Raw genomic sequence first — 24,457 nt, 5'->3', positions numbered from 1 at the left:
TTTGTATAATTAGATTAACAGCTGATAACAAGTTTAAGGGTCCTATGTTGTACGTGTAACAACTTTTCATTTTGAGCCAACACTTCGACCTTGGGAGTTTTCTGTTTCGCTAATAATAGCATGCCTCATACTTATGTAATAACTTAGAGGAAGCTAGAATTAACGAACACGACACCCACCTGCTATTGCAGGTTCAAAATAAGGTATTTTTACGGCAAACACGGGACTCTTAATATTCTAATATAATTAAAACACCTTTATAGGTGTTTTTTTTTCGTTTTTGTGTTGAATCTTGTGTTGTCTCTTGGAATAGAGTTGTCGGCAGAGATTGTAATCAGCGGACTGAATTGAGTGGAAAAGACGATGAATTGAACGTATAAGGCGTTGAAATGAACGGAAGAGCGCGTCAAATGAATGGATAAGACGCCGAAATGGAGTTGAGAGCGTGAATTGAACGTATAAGGCGTTGAAATGAACGGGAGAGCGTGTCAAATGAATGGATAAGACGCCGAAACGAAGTTGAGAGCGTGAATTGAACGTATAAGGCATTGAAATGAGCGGGAGAGCGCTTCAAATGAATGGGTAAGATGCTGAAATGAAGTTGAGAGCATGAATTGAACGTATTATGCGCTGAAATGAGCGTGAGAGTGCGTCAAATGAATGGATAAGATGCTGAAATGAAGTAAAAAGCGCCTCAAATGAACGTAGATAAGACGCTGAAATGAATGACTAAAAGCCTCAAAAGATCTAAATTTCAATTTACATATCATACCTCAAATAAACTAAATTAATTTACGATTATTCAAGTATTTTTATAAAACGCTGTCATTTCACCCCGAAGATACGTTAAAATATATAATTAGAAGTACTTATTTATAACCAGTCATCAGATGACCTTATGACTGGTGTTGAGGAGGGAAAACTATTATGAAAGTTTCATTGTTTTTAACCTGTCTAGCGGATGCTGCTTACCCGGCTGATGTCGGGAGAAGTACTGTTGAAGTATTAGAACGTTTAGGTTGTGAAATAGATTTTCCAAAAAATCAAACTTGCTGTGGTCAGCCAGCGTATAATAGTGGCTTTCACAGAGAGACGAGAGATGTCGCAATGCACATGATCCGAACATTTGAGCATGCAGATTATATTGTCTCTCCGTCTGGTTCCTGTGTTGCGATGCTCAAAGAATACCCGCATCTGTTTGAAGATGATCCTGAATGGATTGGCAGAGCAAAAAAAATGGCTGATAAATCGTATGAACTTACCCAATTTATTGTGAATGTCCTGGAAGTAGAAGACGTAGGAGCAGAATTTGAAGGGAATGTGACTTACCATACCTCCTGTCATATGACTCGTTTGCTTGGAGAGAGGGAAGCTCCGATGAAACTGTTGAAAAATGTAAAGGGGTTAAACTTCACGGAATTACCTAATAAACAGCAATGTTGCGGATTTGGTGGAACATTCAGCGTAAAAATGTTGCCTATTTCAGAACAAATGGTAGATGAGAAGGTGCAGCACATCGAAGAAACAAATGCAGATATATTAATTGGTGCTGATTTAGGTTGTTTAATGAATATTGGTGGGAGAATTGACCGACAAGGGAAGTCAGTGAAAGTTATGCACATTGCGGAAATTTTAAATAGTCAAAAATAAGAGGTGATTATATGGGTGTGAAGATTAGTAATGAAAAGTTTTTTGATAGGGTTGATAAAGGTATTAAAGATACATTTATGCGAAAAGCCGTTTCGGAGGCACAAAGCCGTCTTGAGGGGCGGAAAATAGAAGTGACGGAAGAATTGGGGAATTGGGAAGACTGGCGAGACCTGTCGGAAGAGATTAGACAGCACACGCTTGAAAATTTGGATTATTATTTGGAACAGTTTGCTCGGAATGTTGCTAAGCAAGGAGGACATGTATTTTTTGCGGAAAATGCTGAAGAAGCGAATGATTACATTACATCTGTCGTCAAAAAAAAGAATGCAAAAAACATCGTCAAATCAAAATCAATGGTCACGGAAGAGATTGGCATGAACGAAGCATTGGAAGAAATCGGTTGTAATGTGGTGGAATCTGATCTTGGAGAGTGGATTTTACAATTGGATGATCATGATCCACCCTCACATATCGTTGTACCTGCTCTTCATAAAAACAAAGAACAAATTAGAGAAACATTTAATAAGAAAAGACAATATGATAAAACTTCCGATCCGGATGAATTGGCAAAGTTTGCACGTCAGGAACTAAGAAAAGATTTCTTAGCAGCCGAAGTGGGAATTACTGGATGTAATTTTGCTGTAGCCGAATCCGGAAGTGTTTCCCTTGTAACAAATGAGGGCAATGCAAGGTTAGCGACTACGTTACCGGAAACACAGATTACGGTGATGGGTATGGAGAGAATCGTTCCTACTTGGAAGGAGCTTGATATTCTTGTTACGATGCTTTGCCGCAGTGCAGTCGGACAAAAATTGACGAGTTACATTACGGGATTAACGGCAACAAAAGAGCAAGGAGATGTAGATGGTCCGGAAGAATTTCACGTGGTCATTGTTGATAATGGCAGATCAAAAATATTAGGTACTAAATTCCAGTCAGCATTGCAGTGTATTCGATGCGCAGCCTGTATTAACGTTTGTCCTGTTTACAGACACGTAGGTGGCCACTCTTACGGCTCAATCTATCCAGGTCCAATAGGAGCAGTATTAACTCCATTATTAGAGGGGTATGAAGATTATAAAGAGCTTCCTTTTGCTTCTTCTCTATGTGCTGCTTGTACCGATGCTTGTCCAGTAAAAATTCCATTGCACGAGCAATTAGTGGAGCACCGTCGTATTATTGTGGAACAAGAAGGCAAATCGTCGTTCGGAGAAAAATTGGCGATGAAAGGATATGCTTTTGGTGCAAGTACACCTAGTCTTTATCAAATGGGCATAAAAGGCGCACCCACATTTATTAATACTATTGCTGGTAAAGATGGCGATGGTAAAGGGGCTGGACCGATTAAATTATGGACGGATATTCGTAATTTACCAAAGTCCACAGGTCAGTCATTTAGAAAATGGTATAACAATCGCGAGAAAGGTGGTAATGACTAATGGCAACAGGAACCATTCAAAATCAGGACAAGTTTCTAGATAAAATTGCAAATCAGCTAGGAAGAAAAAGGCAGACAGAAGAAGTGGAACTTCCTGCCTGGAAAAAAGCGCCACAGTATGATGTGTTCAAAGGTTTAAGTATGGATGAGCTGTTAGCCCAATTTGTCATCCAATGCGAGAAAATTCATGCGAATGTAGTTGTGACAAAAATGAATGAACTAGAAGAAATCTTTCATGAAGTGATCCAAAAGTTGGGAGGAGCATCAATTGTTTATTGGGATGACTCTCGGTTTGAAACATATGGATTGACGGCTGCACTCACTCAGGAAAAAGAGGAGGGTATATCTGTTCATGAATGGAAAAGTGATCTTGGTAAAAAAAATATCGAAATTGCTGAAAGAGCAAATATAGGCATTACATTTTCCGATATTACATTAGCGGAATCCGGAACGGTTGTTTTACTGAGTGATAGTGGAAAAGCCAGATCCGTTAGCTTATTACCACAAAAGCATCTGGCGATTATCCCTAAAAGTACAATAGTACCAAGAATGACACAAGCTTCAGAAAAAATTCATGAAATCTCCAAAAATGAAGGTAGAACGCCTTCCTGTATTAATTTCATTTCTGGACCAAGTAACTCGGCAGATATCGAGTTAAGGCTCGTTGTTGGAGTACATGGACCTGTTGAGGTAACATATATTGTTATCGATGATATGTAATAATGATAATCGCAATTGATTACTATCAAAGATACTAGTCAATATATCTGAAAGAAAAACAGTTAGAAAATCAAAACAAAAAAAGCGCTAAAATCTAGCGCTTACGTTTTCTAGCCTTGGTTAGTCGATAGATTATTTGTGAGAATCGCTGATTATCTTCAGGGATTCTCACTTTCTATCTAATAAAATATGTTATTTCGCTACTTTTTCCAGGTTTCCGTTTTTATCCATTCTGAAAGCAGCCGCCGATCTGTCAACAGATTCTTCCTCAAGTACCGCCATTCTTCTTGCGCGGTCCATAATTTGAATAATGGATTGGTAATCTTCCTGTATTGCTAGATGTTGCTGCTTCAATTGTGAATATGCTTGTTCCAGCGTATTCACTTTATTCTTAAGATCTGTATTTTCTTGCTCTAAAAGCGTTGCTTTAGATCCAGATCCTTTCATAGACCGCAAAAACACGATAACTTCGTCTAAGCTGAGTTCACGTTCTGGTTTGCTTTGTACACTTTTAGTACGTGGGAGTGGAAGTTCCGCACGCTGAGGTAATTCGAACTCTTGAGAAAACTCTTGAGATTGATGTTTGTTGAACTCTTCCACAAACGAATAGGAGGGCTCCATATCCTGATCGAATCCTTTTTGGACTTGTGGCTTGGAATCCTGCGCCATCTGGCGTTTTTTTTGTTTGCGGTGTTTCTTTGCTAGTTTAATTGCATCATCATATTTATCTCTTACAACTGCATTCCATCGGAAACCGCATGCAGCGGACGTTCGATTTAACGCATCTCCAACTTCCTCAAACGCATTTAGTTGCGTACTACCTTCTCTTATGTGCCGTAAAACTGTTTCTGCTAATAATAAATCGTCCTCATGTGACCATGCATCTTGTCTAACTTTCATCATTTTCATTCCTTTCTTACTAATCTTCTTTCTTTTCTATTAACATGGTCAATGAAGGATGAAAGTATACTAACGAGATAAAATAAGTTTGCGTAATACATAAGATGGAAAATTATTAAGATAAAGAGACAATCGATTAGTACCTAGAAATAGCGATCTTGATTACAATTATTTCTCTTTTCTTATAAAACTATTTTCTTTTCTTTGTAAAAAGTAATCCAACCGTTTCTGAACTGTTTTTTCATATCCGTTCGTGGATGGAGAGTAAAATGTTCGGTTTTTAAGGTGTTCGGGAAGATATTGTTGGACGACATAATGATTCTCATAATTATGAGGATATAAGTAGCCTTCGCCATGCCCAAGTTTAGATGCTCCTTTGTAATGGGCATCACGTAAATGGACAGGAATATCGCTAGCTTTTTCTTTTTCTACAGCATTTAGTGCATCGTCAATCCCCTTAATTACGGCATTACTCTTAGGTGCTGTTGCTAAGTAAAGTGCTGCTTCAGCTAACGGAATCCTCGCTTCAGGCATTCCGATAAACTCCACTGCATGAAAGGCAGCTTCAGCAATTAATAGTGCGTTAGGATCTGCAAGTCCAACATCCTCTGCTGCATGTACATATAATCTTCTAGCAATAAAACGCGCATCTTCTCCTGCATAGATCATTTTTGCTAACCAATACAAAGTTGCGTCGGGATCTGAACCGCGGATGCTTTTTATAAAAGCTGAAATAGTGTCGTAATGGTTGTCTCCAGCTTTATCATAACGAATCATCCTTTTTTGAATAGATGCTTCTGCAGTGTTGAGGTCAATTTTAATGATATTTTCTTCATTTGGGTCCGTTGTCAAAACAGCTAATTCAATCGCATTTAAAGCAGTTCTTGCGTCACCATTTGCGATATCAATAATGTGAGTAGAAGCCTCTTCATCAATGTGGATCGTATAATTTCCAAATCCTCTTTCTTTATCTTCCAGAGCTTGATCGATGACGCGACCTACTTCTTCATTTGTCAGAGAATGGAGTCGAAATAGACGGGAACGTGAAATAAGAGCAGGATTGACTTCAAACATCGGGTTTTCTGTTGTGGCTCCGATTAAAATGACTGTTCCATCCTCAACAAAGGGCAATAAAGAGTCTTGTTGTCCTTTATTAAAACGATGGATTTCATCAATAAATAAGACAGTTTTTGTTTGTTCAAATTTGAGTCGGTCTTTTGCCTGTTGGACAATTTCCCTGACATCTTTAATGCCAGACTGTACAGCATTCAACTGTTCAAATCGGGCCGAAGTAGTGTTAGCAATAACTCTTGCCAGTGTTGTTTTCCCAGTGCCGGGAGGACCGTGAAAAATCATGGGTGTGAGACGATCAGCTTCAATCGCTCTTCTCAATAAAGTGCCCTGCCCAATGATGTCTTCTTGCCCAATGACCTCTTGAAGTGACCTCGGCCTCATTCGGGAAGCTAAAGGACCCTTTGGTTGATCGTTGTTAGGATAATGAAATAAATCCATTTGTATACCACCTTTTTAAGGATTATGATGTATAAAATTAATCAGTAAGATGTCTCGTTCAGGCGATGAATCTTGAGCTGAAATTCTATTTTTATTATTTGAGCTGGATTTCATTGCACTATTTAGCATTTACCGATAGAATGCAAGAGGTTAAATGAAGTACCTTTAATAGATATACCACTGCTTTCTGTGGAACAGATCTCCTGTATCTATGCTATAATGAATTTACTAAACGAACAACAATTAAACATCAATAAAGTATGATTTGCTCGTTAAAAATAGAGAGGGTTGACGTTTTATGACTCTTGCATACACCAGGAACAAACATCAGGAAACGCCTTGGTTTCGATGGGGCGTTTTTCTCTTTGGAATTATCGTAATGAGTTTTGGCATTGCTTTGATGATTTCCGCTGATTTAGGAAGTGCACCATGGGATGTGCTCCACATTGGTCTGACCAATCAGTTTGGGCTTACGATCGGTTCTTGGACAATAATCATGGGATTCATATTACTTGTTTTAGCTACAATAATGACAAAAGAATGGCCGAGATTAGGTGCCTATTTAAATATGATTTTTGTTGGAGTTTTTGTGGATATTTTTCTGATTTTACTAGCAACTCCTGAATTACTGGTTGTAAAAATTTGCATGCTTGTCTTTGGAATATTTATTATGGGCTTTGGTATTGGAATTTATATATCTCCAAAATGTGGGGCAGGTCCTAGAGACAGCGTTATGCTGGCGTTCTCACAAAAAACGGGAGCATCGGTTGCCCGTGTGAGGATATTTATGGAAGTACTAGTTTTAATCGCAGGATGGGGACTTGGTGGACCAGTGTTCGTCGGTACAATCTTATTTAGTATATTAATTGGTCATGTAACTGGTTTCTCATTAAACTATTGTCAAAAATGGATGGATACACGAATAGAAAGAAAAATGGAAAGGAGGATTCATGTTGAAAATATCAACTAAAGGAAGATACGGACTAACAATTATGATAGCATTAGCAAAAAAAGATGGAGAAGGTCCAATATCACTAAAATCTATTGCCAAAGACCATAATCTTTCGGAACATTATTTAGAGCAATTGATAGCACCGTTAAGAAATGCGATGCTCGTTAAAAGTGTCAGAGGTGCTTACGGTGGATATATGTTAGGAAAACTAGCGGAAGAAATTACAGCTGGAGATATCATTCGTGTGCTGGAGGGGCCGATTACACCAGTAGAAATTATTGATGATGAAGAGCCGGCAAAACGTGATTTATGGATAAAAATTCGCGATGCGGTGAAAGATGTTCTTGATTCCACTACACTTGATGATTTAGCAACATACGAAGATACAGGGGAACAGGAAAATTTTATGTTCTACATTTAAAGGTTCTTCGTTTGATCAAGTTACCTGCGAAGCATTATAATATAAAAGACGCTATGCGTTCTGTATAAAGAGGGCAACTACCTTCAAGCCGCATTCTTGCTACTTAAAAGATAGCGGCAGAAGCTGACGTTGCATTTAATAAAAGACGCTACGCGTTTTTCTTAGGAGAAGGTGTGAAAGACGATGGAACGAATTTACTTGGATCATGCGGCTACGTCTCCAATGCATCCCGAGGTTTTTCAAGCGATGAAGCCATTTTTTGAAACGTATTTTGGTAATCCCTCAAGTATTCATCATTTCGGAAGAGAAGCTAGAAGAGGCCTTGACGAAGCGAGAGAGTTCATCGCTCAGAAAATAAATGCCCGCTTTGATGAAATTGTTTTTACCAGTGGTGGTACTGAGGCCGATAATTTAGCGATACTTGGTTATGCTTTTGCGAACAATGATAAAGGAAACCATCTTATAACCACTAAAATAGAACATCATGCTGTGTTACATGCGTTTCAACATCTTGAAAAATCAGGGTATTCTGTGACGTATTTAGATGTAAATGAGCATGGTGAAATTTCAATGGAAGACTTGGAAAATGCTTTAACCGATGAAACCATTCTTGTGTCGATTATGTTCGGAAATAATGAAGTAGGCTCGATACAGCCAATTGAAGAGATAGGACGAGTATTGGCAGCACACCAATCGGTTTTTCATACAGATGCTGTCCAAGTTTTTGGATCAGAGCAAATAGACGTGAACCAGCTAGGTGTGGATTTATTGGCGGCTTCGGGTCATAAGATCAACGGACCGAATGGAACTGGTTTTTTATATATTAGGCAAGGCATCCATTTAGCATCATTGCAATATGGTGGAGAGCAAGAAAGAAAAAGACGGTCGGGAACAGAAAATGTACCAGCAATTGTAGGTATGCAGAAAGCACTCGAACTAGCTTTGAAGGAAAGTGAGACGAGAAAATTACTCTATACTCAATTCAAAGAAATCTTGCTAACTAGCTTTGAACGGGAAATGATAAACTTCAAAGTCAATGGAAATCAGGAACAGGCTCTTTCTCATATATTAAATGTCAGTTTTCCTGGACTCAATGTCGAATCTATATTAATGAACTTGGATTTGGATGGTGTAGCAGTATCAAGTGGTTCGGCTTGCACAGCCGGCTCGATTGATCCTTCTCATGTACTTACCTCCATGTTTAACGATAAAAATAGAAGTCACTCTGCTGTTAGATTTAGTTTCGGACTAGGGAACGATCTTGCACAAATTGAGGAAGCAGCTCAAAAAGTAGTCAACGTTATGAAACGATTAGAAAGTCAGATAAAGTAGTCAAGGAGGTGAGTGTTTATGAATACTCACGTATCAGAAAAAGCTAAAAAAGATACACGTATAGTAGTAGGAATGTCTGGTGGGGTAGATTCCTCTGTTACCGCGCATTTGTTAAAGGAAGAAGGATATCAGGTCATCGGTATTTTCATGAAAAACTGGGATGATACGGATGAAAATGGTATTTGTACGGCAACAGAAGATTATGATGATGTCATTCGGGTGTGTAATCAGCTAGACATTCCGTATTACGCGGTTAATTTTGAAAAAGAATATTGGGACAAAGTATTTACGTACTTTTTAGAAGAATACAAAGCCGGACGTACTCCGAATCCGGATGTCATGTGTAATAAAGAAATTAAATTTAAAGCTTTCTTAGATCATGCTATGTCGTTAGGTGCTGACTATGTGGCTACTGGTCATTATGCTCAAGTGAAACGGACAGATGAAGGAAAAGTGGAACTTTTGCGTGGGCAAGACCGCAACAAAGATCAAACTTATTTTCTTAACGCGTTAAGTCAGGAGCAACTCCAACATGTGATGTTCCCGATTGGGGAGATCGAGAAACCAAGAGTCCGCGAAATCGCTCATGAAGCAGAATTGGCAACAGCTTCAAAGAAAGACAGTACCGGAATTTGCTTCATCGGTGAACGAAATTTCAAGGAGTTTTTAAGTCAGTATTTACCTGCTCAACCTGGTGATATGAAGACAATGGACGGCGAAGTGAAAGGGCAACATGATGGACTGATGTACTATACACTTGGGCAACGTCAAGGGTTAGGTATTGGTGGTGCTGGAGAGCCTTGGTTTGTTGTCGGTAAAGATTTGGAAACTAATACTTTATTGGTGGGACAAGGCTATCACCATGATGCTCTGTATTCAAACGGATTAATTGCGGATGGTTTAAATTGGGTCAGTGGAGAAGTTCCTGAAGAAATCATTAGATGCACTGCTAAATTTCGATATCGCCAAGAAGATCATGGTGTGGAAGTAATACCATTGAATAATGGTCGTGTAAAGGTTTTATTTGATGAGGCAGAACGAGCGGTCACACCTGGTCAATCTGTTGTGTTTTATCAGGGGGAAGTATGTCTCGGTGGTGGAACAATTGACGAAATATTGAAGGACTGATGATTTTATAAAATCAGTCCTTTTCTTTGTCCGAGGGTAAGAACTATTTTAGAAAAAAGACGCTATGCGTTTTTCTTAGAAGGAGAGATTAATATGGATAAAAATGAATTAGCGGTAAAAGAAATGCAAGAAGGAAATATTGAAGAAGCAGCGAAACTATTAAATGAAGCAATTGAGGAAAATCCAAAAGATGCTATCGCCTATGCGAATTTCGGTAATCTATTATCGGCCGTTGGTGAAGATGATAAAGCAATTGTTTTTTATGATAAAGCAGTGGAAATGGATGAAGATTTAGCGACAGCATACTATGGAAAAGGAAATGTATTTTATACACAAAAAAAATTCACAGAAGCGATTGATGTTTACCAAGAGGCAATTGTTAAAGGTCTGCAACAAGGAGACGTTTACTATATGCTCGGAATGAGTTTTTATTTACTGGAAGACTTCCGGAGAGCGTTACCTAGTCTGAGCAGAGCAGTGGAGCTTAACGAAGAAGACGTGGATGCACGTTTCCATTATGGTATGTGCTTGGCACAGGCGGAGGAGGTCGATCAAGCAATGATTCAGTTTAATCGGGCGATTGAGATAGATGATCAGTATTCAGATGCCTATTTTAATTTAGGGGTCGCCTATGCAATGAAAAACGATGCTGAAAAAGCATTAGAGCTGTTTGATAAGACGCTTGAAATACAACCGGACCATGAATTAAGTGCCAATGCAAAGATCCAAATGGAAGAACTACTCCGTCAGGGAGAATAAACAAGGTGGTGGAAAGCATGGAAAGGTCAAATGAAGAAAAAGAAGATTATATAAAAGGGGAGCTTCTTCATTTGGTTTTTCATAGCGCAGATTCTCTATATACAGTTGCTAAAATAAGAGTGAATGAGTCTTCACAAAAGTTGAATGATAAAGAAGTGACTGTTGTAGGGATGATGACAGAGCCTGAAAAAGAGCTTACTTATTTATTTAAAGGGCACTTTTCTGATCACCCCAAATTCGGAAAACAATATAAATTCGAGCAATTTCAAAAAGTGATTCCGGAAACGGAACAAGGGATTATTTTGTATTTATCCAGTGACCGATTTCCCGGAATCGGTAAAAAAACAGCCGAATCGATTATCGGCTCGTTAGGCGTCCATGCGATATCTCGTATTCTAGAGGATCGTACTGTTTTAGAGAAGGTGACAAAGCTTAAAAAAGAAAAAGCCGATTATGTCTATAAAACTCTGTTAGAGGACCAGGGAATTGAACAAGTTCTCTTAAAACTCTATGATTACGGGTTTGGATTACAGCTTGCGATGAAGGTTTACCGTGAATATCAAATAGAGGCGTTAACCGTGATTCAATCCAATCCTTATCGAATGGTGGAAGACGTTGATGGAATTGGATTTGCTAAAGCCGATCTTATTGGCAGAAAGCAGGGTCTCACTGGAAATCATCCGGATCGATTAAAAGCAGCAATATTATTTGTCTTACAGGATTACTCCTTAAGTGACGGACACGTATTTGCTTTACAGAAAATGATTGTGGAAGAAGCAAAAAAATTACTCGAAAAAGATACATATGAAGACATCAAAGCATTGGATGTTGCCGATCAGGTTATTGCTCTTGGTGAAGAAGGTAAAATAATTATCGAACAAGAAAATATGTATCTACCATCTTTATTTTTTGCCGAACAAGGAATTGCAAAAAATCTGGGACGATTGCTTTTAAACAAAAAAGAAATGGACGAATATCCAGAGTCGGAATTTTTAAAAGCCTTGGGAGCAGTGGAAGAAGAGCTTGGTTTAAGTTATGCACCATCACAAAAAGAAGGCATACAACAGGCGCTTCACTCACCAATGATGATACTTACCGGCGGACCGGGGACCGGAAAAACAACGGTTATTAAAGGGTTGATAGAAGTTTTTGGACGCTTGAAAGGGATACCCATCGATCCTGGAGAATACAGTGGATCCAAAAAATATCCGATTTTAATGGCAGCTCCAACGGGAAGAGCTGCAAAAAGGATGACCGAATCAACCGGCCTTCCTGCCTCGACGATTCATCGCATGCTTGGTTATAAAGGAGCGGATGATGATTATTTCGAAAAAGGAGAAGACGATCAACTAGAAGGAGAAATTCTTATTTTAGATGAGGTCTCTATGGTGGATACGTGGCTAGCAAATCAACTTTTAAAAGCCATTCCAAATTCTATGCAGGTCATTTTTATGGGGGATGAAGATCAACTTCCTTCCGTTGGTCCAGGACAAGTGCTCGCTGATTTATTAGAATCGAACGTGATTCCGGCTGTTCGTTTGACGGATATTTATCGTCAATCTGAAGATTCACAAATAATCGAGTTTTCGCACCAAATAAAAGATGGCGAACTTCCAGCTGCTATTGATCAAAAAAGTAAAGACTTACGTTTTTTTCCTTGTGATCAACAAAAAGTCCCGGAAGCAGTGATGCAAATATGTAAAAGTGCTATGAAAAAAGGGTATGCCGCAAGAGATATCCAAGTGCTAGCTCCAATGTACCGGGGAGTTGCTGGAGTAGAAAATTTAAATTACATGCTGCAAACCTTATTCAATCCTAAAACGGATCAACGCAGAGAAGTGCCATTTGGAGATATCGTTTACAGGGTAGGCGACATGGTATTACAGCTTGTTAATAATCCAGAAGACAATGTTTACAACGGAGACAGAGGTGAAATTGTTTCGATTTTCACTGAAAAAGAAAATACGGAGAAACAATTACAAATCATCATTACATTTGACGGACAAGAAGTGGTTTATACCAAGCCTGACTTAACCCAAATTACTCATGCTTATTGTTGTTCCATTCATAAATCTCAAGGAAGCGAATTTCCTATCGTTATTATGCCTGTAGTTAAAGGATATTATCGAATGTTACGAAAAAAACTGATTTATACAGGTGTGACAAGGGCAAAGGAATTTTTGTTGTTATGTGGAGATTGGGAGGCATTGAAGCTGGCAGTAGAAACAAATCGGGATCTGGAACGTAACACTACCTTGAAGGAAAAATTAGCCCACATAAGATTGGAAACAGAATACAGGAATGAATAATCGGGTGCTGCCAAAGACTAAGAATGTTCAAAGGAGTGATGTCCTTGAGAACATTTAATAAAGTCAAGGGAGCATCCGTTTTTTGCGGAGAAACGAACCGGAAACTTGGCAATATAACTGACCTAATGTATGACCTGACAGCTAACCTTATAACGGGTTATTGGCTGGACAATGGTCAATGGTGGACAAAAAAGCATGCACTAGCACTATCATTGGTAAATGAAGAAACAAAAAAAGGGTTTTATGTTAATACAACCGACTCTCTTTTGCCTGTTACGGAAAAAAATAAACGGTTCTTCCATGGAAATGATCGCTTAATGGGACAGGTGATCAAAAAAGAGGATGGGGACATGGTAGGAATTATCGAAGACGTATATTTTTTACCAAGTACGGGTAAAATTATAGGGTATCAAGTGACGGAAGGCCTTTTTGAGGATTTTAAAGGAATAAAGGTCATACGAACTAATCATTCTACTGTTCATAATGAGAAAGATTGCCTTTCCATCATTGTTCAGTAAGAAGTACCCTAGGAGGGTCGGAAATTGCGATGCCCAAATTGTAAAAGCAAAGATATAGGAAAAATAGGTACGAGTCAATACTACTGTTGGGGTTGCTTTATTGAACTCACGATTACGGATGGTCAGTTACACCTCCACCAGGTGGAAGTTGATGGATCGTTAAGCTCCCTTGATGATTTATTCGCAGAGGAAGAAAGAAATATTGATTTATAAAACGAATCTTTAAAGAGTAAATTGGCATGAAATAACCAAGATGATCGGGTGTTTCATGTTTTTTACCCTAGGTTTCAAGTAGTAAATCAATTTGGTAAGCACGAGGGGAAGAGTCCTGTTAATCAGTAACAAGTAATTAAAGGTAGACGGTTCACTACGTCTACCTTTTCAGTGTTTTCACAAACGGCGTCACGGAGGAGAATATGTTAAAAAAAAGATCGAATGAAGAAATTAAACGTTGGCTCATGATCCTTATATTAATAACTATTACAGCATTTTTACTATGTGGATTCATACTGCTACTAAGTATTATATGGCCGTTTCTTCAAAAGCTAATGGTTGTTTTTCTTCCATTTCTTATAGCCGGTTTTATTATCTACTTACTTCATCCTCTTGTGGAAAAATTGGAATCTCTTCATGTTCCCAGACCGTTATCTATTTTAATTTTATTTTGTTTATTTATCGTAGTAATGATCGGCATTATTATGAAGGCCATCCCATACGTCATTCAAGAAGGAAAAGAATTACTAGAACAAATCCCTTCTATGGCAAATGGCTATCGAGAGTTACTTTCTGACGTACATCATCAAATCGATTTTCTTCCGGAATCATTTTCTGTACATTTAGATCAATGGATAAAAAGTGGAGAAGAGTGGATAGCGGATTCTATTATTAAAATAGGAACGTTACTCATGGGTCTCTTTGATTGGATTTTACTATTTATAGTGATTCCATTTGTGGTTTTTTACGGATTAAAGGATTTGCCACTATTAAAGAGAGTAGGCTGGTACATCACGCCGATGCGGGCTCGTTCTGAAAGTATAGAATTAGTAAATTCGCTGGATGAAGCGCTTGGTGGTTACATACGTGGGCAGATTATTGTAGGTATATTAGTTGGCTTATTAGCTTGGATAGGTTTTTGGATCATTGATATGCCATATGGATTGTTGCTAGCGATATTTATTGGATTGACGAATATTATTCCATACTTCGGACCAATTTTAGGAATGGTTCCGGTAGTATTAGTAGGTTTGACTGAGTCGTTACAGCTCGTTTTTTATGGAATAATCCTTATTTTAGTGATTCAAAATATAGAAAGTAATATTTTTTCTCCAGTAATTGTTGGGAAAAGTTTACACATGCATCCATTACTTATCATCTTTGCATTAGTTGCAGGTAATGAAATTGCTGGAATCATCGGTCTTATCTTAGCGGTACCTGTGTTAGCAGTAATTAAAGTATTTATCTTACATTTCCGTCGGATTATTAGAAACAGAAAAGGGAGCTATGATTGACAAATGACCATTCGATTCCTATAATATGCTTATACATATACTTATTTTAAAAATTGATGACGGAGATTGAAATCGAAGCCCATCCAATTGTGGAATCATACCACTAAGAGAGGAATTTCCTTGGCTGAAAGAAATTCTGGATGAAGATTGATGGATGCTACTCTTGAGAGCGAGTGAAACCTCGCCGGTACACGATCGTTATTCGTTGAGGTGACAAGTGAGTGATGAAAATTACTTTCTTTGTAACTAGGGTGGTACCGCGTGAACATATTCTCGTCCCTTTTTTGGGAGGGGATTTTTTTGTGTTTTAATTTCTGTGTTATTTAAAGTGCTATCTAAGCACTTCTAATTATGAGGTCGATAATTTAAGAGGAGGTTATTTTTGTGAAAAAATTAAGTTCAGCTGAAGTGAGACAAATGTTTCTAGATTTTTTTAAAGAGAAAGGACATGCAATCGAGCCAAGTGCACCTTTGGTTCCTCATGAAGATCCGTCATTATTGTGGATTAACAGTGGGGTAGCAACGTTGAAAAAATATTTTGACGGTCGAGTAATCCCGGAAAACCCTAGGATTGCAAATGCGCAAAAGTCTATTCGTACGAATGATATTGAAAACGTAGGGAAAACAGCACGTCATCACACGTTTTTTGAAATGTTAGGGAACTTCTCTATTGGCGAGTATTTTAAAAAAGAAGCAATTCATTGGGGCTGGGAGTTTTTAACGAGCGATAAATGGATTGGATTTGATCCGGAGAAGTTAGCTGTAACGATCTATCCTGATGATGATGAAGCCTTTAAAATTTGGCACGAGGAAATAGGCTTGCCTGAGGAAAGAATCATTCGTTTAGAAGAAAACTTCTGGGATATAGGAGAGGGACCTTGTGGACCGAATACAGAAATTTTCTATGATCGTGGAGAAGCGTATGGGAATGACCCTAATGATCCTGAAATGTTTCCTGGTGGAGAAAATGAGCGTCATTTAGAAATATGGAATCTTGTATTTTCTCAATTTAACCACAATCCAGATGGTAGCTATACACCTCTTCCAAAGAAAAACATTGATACGGGTATGGGATTAGAACGTATGGTGTCTGTGATTCAAGATGCAAAAACAAACTTTGATACGGATTTATTTTTACCAATCATCGGTCAAACGGAGGAAATTGCAGGGCTGCCTTACGGTGAGTCAACGGAGTTTGATACAGCTTTTAAAGTGATTGCGGACCATATTAGAACCGTTTCATTCGCTGTTTCCGACGGAGCACTACCTTCGAATGAAGGCAGAGGATACGTTTTACGCCGTCTTTTAAGAAGAGCGGTTCGTTATGCAAAGCAACTGTCCATTCATGAACCTTTTATGTACAAGTTAGTTCCTACAGTTGGTGAAATCATGGAGGCATTTTATCCGGAAGTCAAAGATAAAGAAGCGTTTATTCAAAAAGTTATTCGAACGGAAGAGGAAAGATTTCATGAAACATTAAATGATGGGCTCTCCATGTTGAACAAACTTATTGATAAAGCAAAGGATGAAGGCAAGAAAACAATTTCAGGGACAGATGGTTTTAAGTTATATGACACGTATGGTTTTCCTGTAGACTTAACAGAAGAATATGTAGAAGAAGCAGGACTTGAATTGGATCGCACTGGTTTTGAAGAGGAAATGACAAAACAACGTGATAGAGCGAGAGCAGCTAGACAAGACTCGGGCTCGATGCAACTTCAAGATGAAGTACTTGGAAAGATTACGGAAGCCAGTGAGTTCAAGGGATACGATAAACTTGAAACAGACTCGAAGATAGTAGCAATTGTAAAAGACAAACAAATGGTTGATCTCGTTGACAAAGGGAAAACGGTGCAAATTGTCCTTGATCAAACTCCTTTTTATGCGGAGAGCGGTGGACAAATTGCGGACCAGGGTACCTTGCAAAACGAAGATGTTCAGTTACTTGTGAAGGATGTACAAAAAGCACCTAACGGCCAAAATCTTCATACAGTATTTGTTTCTTCAGGAACACTCAAAACGGGAATGAGTTTGCAATCTCAAGTTGATGACATAACAAGAAAAGGGATTGTAAAAAATCATACAGCTACTCATTTACTTCATCAAGCATTGAAGGATACTTTGGGGGAGCATGTGAATCAAGCGGGATCACTTGTAAATGACGATCGACTTCGGTTTGATTTTTCTCATTTTGGTCCATTATCTGATGAAGAGATAGAGAAAGTGGAAGAGGAAGTTAATAAAAAGGTATGGGATGCCATTTCTGTGGAAACGATGAACAAATCATTGGCAGAAGCTAAAGAAATGGGTGCAATGGCACTTTTCGGCGAGAAGTATGGTAACGAAGTACGTGTCGTTCAGGTAGGTGATTACAGCTTGGAACTATGTGGAGGCTGTCACGTAAATAACACAGCAGAAATTGGGTTATTTAAAATAACTACCGAGGCAGGAATAGGCGCTGGTGTGCGTCGAATTGAAGCAGTGACCGGTAAAAAGGCTTATGAATTCATGGATAGTCAAGTTGATACGTTGCGAGAAACGGCTGGATTATTAAAGACCACGATCAATGATGTACCTTATCGTATCAGTCAGCTGCAAAAACAATTGAAAGAGAAAGAAAAAGAAAATGAATCCTTGTCTGCTAAATTAGGTCAACTGCAAGCAGGAAGTTTACTTGATGATGTTATTGATGTAGAAGATGTAAAAGTATTAGTGAAGCAAGTAAATGCATCGGATATGAATAATTTGAGAAAACTTGTTGATTCATTGAAGGATAAATTAGAATCAGGTATTATTGTACTTGCTTCAGTTAATGATGATAAAGTAAATATTGTTGCAAGTGTCTCGAAAGATTTAATACAAAAGGGACATCATGCTGGAAATATTGTTAAAGAAGTTGCAGCGAAATGTGGCGGAGGCGGCGGTGGAAGACCGGATATGGCTCAAGCGGGCGGTAAAAACCCTGCCAAAGTAGAAGAAGCTCTAAAATTAGTTCCTGGTTTAGTAAATAGGAATGTCTAATTGAATTATTTTCGTGTACAATAGGAGACAAGTATGAAAGAAATTTTTATATTGAATATGGAAAGTGTTAAAAAAGAATGTTATCCCGTTTTACGACAAAAACGGTGTTTAACCTTTTCTTTCAAATATAGAAGAGAGGTGTGTGTCACATGAGTTCAATGGATAATACAATGAAATTTAATTTCAACGACGATTCTATAGATGAAGACGCAAAAGAAGTTTTGTTAAAAGTCTATTCCTCTCTGGAAGACAAAGGCTACAACCCCATTAATCAAATCGTCGGGTATCTGTTGTCAGGGGATCCTGCCTATATCCCTCGTCATAATGATGCAAGAACACTCATTCGGAAAATAGAACGTGATGAATTAATTGAGGAGCTTGTTCGCTCTTATTTAGCTCAGCATCAAAAGGAGAAATAATGAAAGTAATAGGATTAGATGTGGGAACTAGAACGATTGGTGTCGCTATTAGTGATGCATTCGGATGGACCGCCCAAGGAGTTGAAACAATCAGGCGAAAGGAAGGATATCCTGAGCCGGATATGGAAAGAATAGAAGAGTTAATAAAAGAAAATGAGGTTACAAAAATTGTTGTGGGTTTACCTAAAAACATGAATGGGACAATTGGTCCCAGCGGCGAAATGTGTCAGGTTTTTGCAAAAGACATAGAGGCGCGTACTGGTTTACCAGTTGATTTTTGGGATGAGCGTTTAACAACCGTAGCAGCAGAAAGAATGCTTGTTAGCGCTGATGTAAGTAGAAAGAAACGAAAAAAAGTAATTGATAAAATGGCTGCAGTCATGATCCTTCAAGGATACTTAGATCGCCAGTCTTAAAGAGGAGGTCATACAATGACAGATTTAAACATAAACCATGGCAGTGATGAGGATCGAATTATCATACCTGACGAAAATGGTGATGAGCACTTGTTTCAAGTCCTTTTTACATTTGATGTGGATGCTTCAGGTAATTCTTATATGGTTCTAGCGCCAGAAGGTTCAGATGAAAACGAAAATGATGAGGATGAAGTTGAAGTTCATGCTTTCCGGTATGAAGAACCAGAAGGAGAAGAACTTGCTCTATTTCCAATTGAAACAGACGAAGAGTGGGAAATGGTTGAAGAACTCTTGAACACTTTTTCTGAAGAAGAAGATGAAGAGGAAGAAGAGGAAGAAGAAAACTAAGAATTGTTTTAATAAAACTGCCGGCCTCAAACCGGTAGTTTTTTTTCGTATTTAATATGAGTTAGGGACTATACTATTACGAAAATAGCCTTTCTAAAAGTTCTCGTTTGGAAAAATATTCAAAGTTTATTTCATAAAAAAACGACTTTCTTTTTACAGATTGTCGAAATTATTTTAAGATGTAGTATAATGAGAAAGGTGAAAGGGGGATGAAAGATGGCAGATGATCATTCAAAAAAACTAGCTAAACAAGAATTGAAAGAAAAGCATAGAAAGAAAATGGAAGAGAAGAAAAAAGAAGCAAGTATGGTGAGGAAAATAGTACTTATTCTTTTTCTTATAACTATTATTGCAGTGGGTGCTGTAGGTTTTGGATCTTATCGTTATGTAATAGGCGCAATAGGTCCAACTGATGAAAATGATGAAGAAGAAATTGGCGTAACGATTCCGATTGGATCGACACCGGATTCAATTGGTGAAATTCTCGAAGAAAAAGACCTCATATCAAGTTCTACTGTATTTAAGTATTACATTCGATTTCAAAATGAGTCTGGCTTTCAAGCCGGGGACTATCTCTTGAGTAGATCAATGGGTATGGATGAAATCATTGAAGATCTAAAAGATGGTAAAGTATATGAAGATTATGCAACTTCATTTACAATTCCAGAAGGATTGTGGCTAGAAGATATCTTTGCAAAAGTTGCCGAAGAAACAAATGTTAAGGTAGAAGAGTTGGAGGAACTTGCGCAAGATGAACAGTACTTAGGTGAACTTATCGAACGATATGATATTCTTACAGAAGATATTCTTTCGGAAGATATTCGAGAACCACTTGAAGGATACTTGTTTCCAGCTCGGTACGACTTTGTAGATGAAGAGGTGACAGCAACTCAAGTGATAGAATCAATGTTAGATCGAATGACTGGAGTTATGGAGGAGCAAGGTATTATTGCTTTAGAAAACGTTTCTTTCCATGAACTTCTTACAAAAGCATCTATTATCGAAGGTGAAGCTAGTACAGATGAGGAACGTTATACTATTTCCGGGGTTATTGCTAACCGTCTGAATGTTGACATGCCTTTACAGATGGACCCAACTGTAGCCTACGCTCATGGAGAGCATTTGGAACGAACTTTAAATGAAGACTTGGAAATTGAATCACCTTATAATACGTATAACCGAAATGGTCTTCCGATTGGTCCTATAAATAATCCAGGCGCGAATTCGATTATTGCAGCAATGGAGCCTGAAATTCACCAGTATCTTTATTTCTATCATTCTCCTGATGGGGAAGTATATTTCACAGAAAACTATAGTGATCATACAGAGATTGTAAATGAATACCAGTAAGGGATTTTTTATATTAAAATTAGTGAATGAATGATCCCACTATTGTGAGTTATTGGAAGAGGATGTTTAGTCGCATTCTCTTTCTTTTTATGGTAAAATATATCGGTCAAAAAGAATATAAAGATAATGTTTGTAAAAAGCACCTAAAGGAGGCGCTTTTTTTATGGAAATAGGCGCTAAGACAAAGACATACATTAAAAGCATTGTTCCAGATAAATCAACGTTTATTAAAGATATCGAGGCATATGCTTCGCTTCATAACGTTCCAATCATGGAAACGGATGGAATGGATACACTTTTACAATTTTTGAGAATTCAGCAACCAAAACGAATACTGGAAATAGGGACTGCAATAGGATATTCAGCTATCAGAATGATGGAAGCAGTTCCGAATTGTCATGTTGTTTCGATTGAGAGAGACGAAGAGAGAGCAAAGACAGCAATAGAAAACATACACCGGGCAACTATGGAGACGAGGTTTGAACTTATTCAAGGAGATGCCTTGGAGGTGACAGAAGCTGTCCAAGACCTAGCCCCTTTTGACGTTTTATTTATCGATGCTGCAAAAGGACAATATGAACGATTTTTCTCATTATATGAACCGATGGTAAAAGTGAATGGCGTTATTTTTTCAGATAATGTCCTTTTTAAAGGCATGGTGTCAAATGAGAAGCAGGCCGAAACGAGAAGGGTTCGGTCGCTTGTGGGCAAGATCCAAGCTTACAATGAAAATTTAATGAATCATGACAGATTTGTGTCTACGATCCTGCCTGTTGGCGATGGATTAATGGTAAGTAAAAAATTACATAGTTCTTCAGAAACAAGGCAGGTGAAGAAAGATTGAAGAAACCGGAGTTGTTAGTTACACCAGCAAACGTGACGGAAGTAGAAGGATTAGTGGATGCAGGGGCAACTGCTGTTATGGTAGGGGAAGAAGAATATGGTATAAGATTGGCCGGGGAATTTAATCGTGACGATATCGAAAATGCATTAAAGATTGCCCATCAAAGGGGTGCCAAGGTATATGTAGCGATGAATGCCTTATTTCATAATGAATCGCTTCCTAAATTGCCTGATTACATCCAATTTCTTTCAAAAATAGGTGTGGATGCAATTGTGTTTGGAGATCCAGCAGTTCTTATGAGTGTGCGTGAACACGCGCCTGAAATAAAACTGCATTGGAATACGGAAACAACGGCTACGAATTGGTACAGTGCGAATTATTGGGGGAGAAAAGGGTCGACAAGAGCAGTACTTGCACGTGAATTGAATATGGATTCTATTGTGGAAATCAAAGAAAAGGCAGAAGTTGATATTGAAGTTCAAGTTCATGGTATGTCATGTATGTTTCAATCGAAACGGTTACTTTTAGGTAATTATATGACTTTTCAAGGAAAAGATTTGCAGATTTCCGGAAGAGGAAAAGATCAGAATTTGATTCTTCATGACCCTGAAAGAAAAGCAAAGTATCCCATTTGGGAAGATAAAAATGGTACTCATGTCATGAGTCCAAAGGATATGTGTATGATAGATGAATTAGAAGAATTGTTCGAAGCGGGTGTAGATTCCTTTAAAATAGAAGGAATTCAAAAAGACTACTCGTATATGAGACAGGTAACGTCTCTCTACCGAGAAGCAATTGATCTTTATTTTTTACACCCAGATAAATATAATGGTCAAAAAGAGAACCTCTTTACCGAATTGAAGAGAATTCAACCTTCCAATAGAGATTTAGATACAGGCTTCTTTTTCAAAGAAACGGTATATTAACCTGAGATGTTAACAAAGGGGAGAACGCAAATGATGCAAGCCTCAACCCAGGTCTCGACAGACGTGAAGCGAGTGATTACGAAGAAACCTGAACTATTAGCACCGGCTGGAAGTTTGGAAAAACTTAAAATAGCTGTTCATTATGGAGCGGATGCAGTGTTTATCGGTGGAAGAGATTTTGGACTCCGCTCGAATGCAGACAATTTTTCTTCGGAAGAGATGGCAGAAGGTGTTCAGTTCGCTAAAAAATATGGAGCACATATTTATGTAACTACTAATATTTTTGCCCATAATGAAAATATGTATGGTCTGGAAGAATATTTGATTGACTTAGAAAGAGTGGGGATACGTGGTATTATAGTTGCGGACCCTCTTATTATTGAGACTTGTAAAAAAGTTGCTCCTACTTTAGAAGTACATTTGTCTACTCAGCAATCCCTTTCGAACTGGCAAGCGGAGAAGTTTTGGAAACAAGAAGGCCTAGACAGAGTTGTTCTGGCAAGAGAAGTTGGACTTCAAGAAATGTTAGAAATGAAGAAAAATGTTGATATTGAAATAGAAACGTTTATCCATGGCGCAATGTGTGTCTCGTACTCAGGCAGATGCGTGCTTAGTAACCACATGACAGCACGAGATTCTAATCGTGGGGTGCTGTCAATCCTGTCGCTGGGACTACTTCTTGTACGCGGAGAAGCATGATAAAGGGCAAGAACAATTGGAAACGAAACTGTTTAATGAGGACGATGCACCTTTCGCAATGTCACCGAAAGACTTAAACTTGATTGAAGCAATTCCAAAGCTTGTTGACACTGGGATAAATAGTCTTAAAATTGAAGGCAGAATGAAATCCATCCATTATGTAGCAACAGTAGTGAGTGTTTACCGAAAAGTGATTGATGCTTATTGTGCTGATCCTGACCATTTTGTCATTGACCCCGAATGGATAAAAGAATTGGCTAAATGCGCGAATCGACCAACAGCCCCTGCATTTTTTGAGAACACGCCAGGGCACGAGGAGCAAATGTTTGGCAATCACAGTCAAAAGCCGAATGCCAACTTTGTAGGCCTAGTGATTGATTTTGATGAGGATACAAGTGTGGTAACATTGCAACAAAGAAATTATTTTAAACAAGGGGATGTTATTGAATTTTTCGGCCCTGAAATAAATAACTTCACACAAAGAATTGATACAATTTGGGATGAAAAAGGCAACGAAATAAAAGTTGCTAGACATCCGCTTCAAATTGTGAAGTTTAAATTAGACAACAAAGTATATCCTCAGAACATGATGAGAAAGGAAGCCTATCATGAGTAAAAAACCTGTGATAATTGGAGTGGCAGGAGGATCCGGTTCTGGAAAAACAACGGTTGCCAATGAAGTTTATTGTCAATTTCCGGAACAATCCATCCTGATGCTTGAACAGGATGCGTACTACAAGGATCAGAGTCACCTTCCTATGGAAGAACGGCTGAAAACCAATTACGATCATCCGCTTGCGTTTGACAATGATTTAATGTTAAAGCAACTGCAGCAGTTATTAAATCGAGAGTCGGTGGAAAAGCCAGTATACGATTACGCAAATCATACAAGGTCAAATGATATTATTCCAGTGTATTCTAGAGATGTCATTATCTTAGAAGGAATATTAATATTAGAAGATGAACGGTTGAGGGATATGATGGACATAAAACTCTTCGTAGATACAGATTCTGATATGCGTATCATTCGTCGGTTATTGAGGGATATTCAAGAAAGAGGAAGGACGATCGATTCAGTTATAGACCAATATACTTCGGTGGTTCGTCCGATGCATTTACAATTTATTGAACCTACGAAAAGATATGCTGACATTATCGTTCCTGAAGGCGGACATAATAAAGTCGCAATTGATTTAATGGTTGCTAAAATCAAAACAATTTTAGCGGAAAAGGCCATGATATAATTTTTTTGCTTGGCGAAAGCCAAACTTTTGTTTATACTATTCA

22 protein-coding genes, 1 other RNA gene and 1 pseudogene are annotated in these 24,457 nt (G+C 38.2%); 22 read left to right on the top strand and 2 right to left on the bottom strand.

Going from position 1 to position 24,457, the window contains the following annotated elements; all coding sequences use genetic code 11:
* Positions 1-36 precede the first annotated feature (36 nt).
* The 4 genes from ssrS to ACHABW_RS08285 all read left to right on the top strand — a co-directional run bounded on the left by ssrS (position 37) and on the right by ACHABW_RS08285 (position 3,808).
* A non-coding RNA gene (gene ssrS, locus ACHABW_RS08300) (6S RNA) lies at positions 37-231 on the top strand.
* 696 nt (positions 232-927) lie between these two features.
* Positions 928-1,650, top strand: coding sequence for a (Fe-S)-binding protein (locus ACHABW_RS08295; RefSeq protein ID WP_435754883.1), 723 nt, complete (start codon positions 928-930; stop codon positions 1,648-1,650).
* Between the two features lie 11 nt (positions 1,651-1,661).
* Entirely contained in the window at positions 1,662-3,089 is a 1,428-nt protein-coding gene (locus tag ACHABW_RS08290) for a LutB/LldF family L-lactate oxidation iron-sulfur protein (RefSeq protein WP_435754882.1), read from the top strand.
* Entirely contained in the window at positions 3,089-3,808 is a 720-nt protein-coding gene (locus tag ACHABW_RS08285) for a LutC/YkgG family protein (RefSeq protein WP_435754881.1), read from the top strand. Before ACHABW_RS08290 ends, ACHABW_RS08285 begins: the two co-directional genes overlap by 1 nt.
* A gap of 192 nt (positions 3,809-4,000) precedes the next feature.
* On the opposite strand, the gene ACHABW_RS08280 is transcribed toward ACHABW_RS08285, so the two are convergent.
* Both ACHABW_RS08280 and ACHABW_RS08275 read right to left on the bottom strand, forming a co-directional pair.
* Positions 4,001-4,708, bottom strand: a complete 708-nt coding sequence (locus ACHABW_RS08280) for an RsfA family transcriptional regulator (protein ID WP_435754929.1) — start codon at positions 4,706-4,708, stop codon at positions 4,001-4,003.
* A gap of 168 nt (positions 4,709-4,876) precedes the next feature.
* The gene (locus ACHABW_RS08275; RefSeq protein ID WP_435754880.1) at positions 4,877-6,220 is read right to left on the bottom strand and encodes an AAA family ATPase; all 1,344 of its coding nucleotides are present in this window, start codon (positions 6,218-6,220) and stop codon (positions 4,877-4,879) included.
* Positions 6,221-6,518: 298 nt separating this feature from the next.
* Here ACHABW_RS08275 and ACHABW_RS08270 point away from each other — a divergent pair, with 298 nt between their 5' ends.
* From ACHABW_RS08270 to udk, 18 genes and pseudogenes are all read left to right on the top strand, one after another.
* Positions 6,519-7,190 carry a YczE/YyaS/YitT family protein gene (locus ACHABW_RS08270; protein ID WP_110936780.1) on the top strand — a complete coding sequence of 224 codons (672 nt, stop codon included), beginning with the start codon at positions 6,519-6,521 and terminating at the stop codon, positions 7,188-7,190.
* A complete protein-coding gene (gene cymR, locus ACHABW_RS08265; protein ID WP_435754928.1) occupies positions 7,174-7,593 on the top strand; it encodes a cysteine metabolism transcriptional regulator CymR in 420 nt (139 codons plus the stop codon). Before ACHABW_RS08270 ends, cymR begins: the two co-directional genes overlap by 17 nt.
* A gap of 183 nt (positions 7,594-7,776) precedes the next feature.
* Complete coding sequence (locus ACHABW_RS08260) at positions 7,777-8,925, top strand: cysteine desulfurase family protein (protein WP_435754879.1); 1,149 nt, start codon at positions 7,777-7,779, stop codon at positions 8,923-8,925.
* An 18-nt stretch (positions 8,926-8,943) separates the two neighbouring features.
* On the top strand, positions 8,944-10,053 hold the full coding sequence (mnmA, locus tag ACHABW_RS08255; protein ID WP_435754878.1) for a tRNA 2-thiouridine(34) synthase MnmA: 1,110 nt from the start codon (positions 8,944-8,946) through the stop codon (positions 10,051-10,053).
* 93 nt (positions 10,054-10,146) lie between these two features.
* Positions 10,147-10,812 carry a tetratricopeptide repeat protein gene (locus ACHABW_RS08250; RefSeq protein WP_435754877.1) on the top strand — a complete coding sequence of 222 codons (666 nt, stop codon included), beginning with the start codon at positions 10,147-10,149 and terminating at the stop codon, positions 10,810-10,812.
* Positions 10,813-10,829: 17 nt separating this feature from the next.
* Entirely contained in the window at positions 10,830-13,121 is a 2,292-nt protein-coding gene (recD2, locus tag ACHABW_RS08245; protein WP_435754876.1) for an SF1B family DNA helicase RecD2, read from the top strand.
* A gap of 44 nt (positions 13,122-13,165) precedes the next feature.
* Positions 13,166-13,639, top strand: a complete 474-nt coding sequence (locus ACHABW_RS08240) for a hypothetical protein (RefSeq protein ID WP_435754875.1) — start codon at positions 13,166-13,168, stop codon at positions 13,637-13,639.
* A gap of 24 nt (positions 13,640-13,663) precedes the next feature.
* Complete coding sequence (locus tag ACHABW_RS08235) at positions 13,664-13,852, top strand: hypothetical protein (RefSeq protein ID WP_110936773.1); 189 nt, start codon at positions 13,664-13,666, stop codon at positions 13,850-13,852.
* Between the two features lie 203 nt (positions 13,853-14,055).
* Entirely contained in the window at positions 14,056-15,147 is a 1,092-nt protein-coding gene (locus ACHABW_RS08230; protein WP_435754874.1) for an AI-2E family transporter, read from the top strand.
* Positions 15,148-15,531: 384 nt separating this feature from the next.
* On the top strand, positions 15,532-18,168 hold the full coding sequence (gene alaS / locus ACHABW_RS08225; protein WP_435754873.1) for an alanine--tRNA ligase: 2,637 nt from the start codon (positions 15,532-15,534) through the stop codon (positions 18,166-18,168).
* A 149-nt stretch (positions 18,169-18,317) separates the two neighbouring features.
* Entirely contained in the window at positions 18,318-18,587 is a 270-nt protein-coding gene (locus tag ACHABW_RS08220; protein ID WP_110936770.1) for an IreB family regulatory phosphoprotein, read from the top strand.
* Complete coding sequence (gene ruvX, locus ACHABW_RS08215; protein WP_110936769.1) at positions 18,587-19,003, top strand: Holliday junction resolvase RuvX; 417 nt, start codon at positions 18,587-18,589, stop codon at positions 19,001-19,003. Before ACHABW_RS08220 ends, ruvX begins: the two co-directional genes overlap by 1 nt.
* Positions 19,004-19,018: 15 nt before the next feature.
* Positions 19,019-19,351: a DUF1292 domain-containing protein gene (locus ACHABW_RS08210; RefSeq protein WP_435754872.1), complete on the top strand. Its 333-nt coding sequence runs from the start codon at positions 19,019-19,021 to the stop codon at positions 19,349-19,351.
* 216 nt (positions 19,352-19,567) lie between these two features.
* Complete coding sequence (mltG, locus tag ACHABW_RS08205) at positions 19,568-20,701, top strand: endolytic transglycosylase MltG (protein WP_435754871.1); 1,134 nt, start codon at positions 19,568-19,570, stop codon at positions 20,699-20,701.
* 163 nt (positions 20,702-20,864) lie between these two features.
* Positions 20,865-21,545: an O-methyltransferase gene (locus ACHABW_RS08200; protein ID WP_110936766.1), complete on the top strand. Its 681-nt coding sequence runs from the start codon at positions 20,865-20,867 to the stop codon at positions 21,543-21,545.
* Complete coding sequence (locus ACHABW_RS08195; RefSeq protein ID WP_435754870.1) at positions 21,542-22,471, top strand: peptidase U32 family protein; 930 nt, start codon at positions 21,542-21,544, stop codon at positions 22,469-22,471. Before ACHABW_RS08200 ends, ACHABW_RS08195 begins: the two co-directional genes overlap by 4 nt.
* Positions 22,472-22,501: 30 nt before the next feature.
* Positions 22,502-23,786, top strand: a pseudogene (locus tag ACHABW_RS08190) (peptidase U32 family protein).
* Positions 23,779-24,414: a uridine kinase gene (udk, locus tag ACHABW_RS08185; RefSeq protein ID WP_110936763.1), complete on the top strand. Its 636-nt coding sequence runs from the start codon at positions 23,779-23,781 to the stop codon at positions 24,412-24,414. The pseudogene ACHABW_RS08190 and the gene udk overlap by 8 nt, the downstream one beginning before the upstream one ends.
* Positions 24,415-24,457 lie beyond the last annotated feature (43 nt).

This window comes from Salipaludibacillus sp. CF4.18 (assembly GCF_051262595.1).
Lineage (GTDB): Bacteria > Bacillota > Bacilli > Bacillales > Salisediminibacteriaceae > Salipaludibacillus > Salipaludibacillus neizhouensis.
The sequence above is the reverse complement of the archived record's forward strand: the minus strand, read 5'-3'. Positions and strand labels throughout refer to the sequence as shown.

Excerpts from the sequence above, each read along its gene's own strand:
- ACHABW_RS08285 (WP_435754881.1), top strand. The coding sequence starts at position 3,089 with ATGGCAACAGGAACCATTCAAAATCAGGACAAGTTTCTAGATAAAATT.
- ruvX (WP_110936769.1), top strand. The coding sequence starts at position 18,587 with ATGAAAGTAATAGGATTAGATGTGGGAACTAGAACGATTGGTGTCGCT.
- mltG (WP_435754871.1), top strand. The coding sequence starts at position 19,568 with ATGGCAGATGATCATTCAAAAAAACTAGCTAAACAAGAATTGAAAGAA.
- ACHABW_RS08280 (WP_435754929.1), bottom strand. The coding sequence starts at position 4,708 with ATGAAAGTTAGACAAGATGCATGGTCACATGAGGACGATTTATTATTA.
- ACHABW_RS08250 (WP_435754877.1), top strand. The coding sequence starts at position 10,147 with ATGGATAAAAATGAATTAGCGGTAAAAGAAATGCAAGAAGGAAATATT.
- ACHABW_RS08220 (WP_110936770.1), top strand. The coding sequence starts at position 18,318 with ATGAGTTCAATGGATAATACAATGAAATTTAATTTCAACGACGATTCT.
- ACHABW_RS08295 (WP_435754883.1), top strand. The coding sequence starts at position 928 with ATGAAAGTTTCATTGTTTTTAACCTGTCTAGCGGATGCTGCTTACCCG.
- mnmA (WP_435754878.1), top strand. The coding sequence starts at position 8,944 with ATGAATACTCACGTATCAGAAAAAGCTAAAAAAGATACACGTATAGTA.
- ACHABW_RS08230 (WP_435754874.1), top strand. The coding sequence starts at position 14,056 with ATGTTAAAAAAAAGATCGAATGAAGAAATTAAACGTTGGCTCATGATC.
- ACHABW_RS08270 (WP_110936780.1), top strand. The coding sequence starts at position 6,519 with ATGACTCTTGCATACACCAGGAACAAACATCAGGAAACGCCTTGGTTT.
- ACHABW_RS08200 (WP_110936766.1), top strand. The coding sequence starts at position 20,865 with ATGGAAATAGGCGCTAAGACAAAGACATACATTAAAAGCATTGTTCCA.
- recD2 (WP_435754876.1), top strand. The coding sequence starts at position 10,830 with ATGGAAAGGTCAAATGAAGAAAAAGAAGATTATATAAAAGGGGAGCTT.
- ACHABW_RS08260 (WP_435754879.1), top strand. The coding sequence starts at position 7,777 with ATGGAACGAATTTACTTGGATCATGCGGCTACGTCTCCAATGCATCCC.
- ACHABW_RS08290 (WP_435754882.1), top strand. The coding sequence starts at position 1,662 with ATGGGTGTGAAGATTAGTAATGAAAAGTTTTTTGATAGGGTTGATAAA.
- ACHABW_RS08275 (WP_435754880.1), bottom strand. The coding sequence starts at position 6,220 with ATGGATTTATTTCATTATCCTAACAACGATCAACCAAAGGGTCCTTTA.
- ACHABW_RS08210 (WP_435754872.1), top strand. The coding sequence starts at position 19,019 with ATGACAGATTTAAACATAAACCATGGCAGTGATGAGGATCGAATTATC.
- udk (WP_110936763.1), top strand. The coding sequence starts at position 23,779 with ATGAGTAAAAAACCTGTGATAATTGGAGTGGCAGGAGGATCCGGTTCT.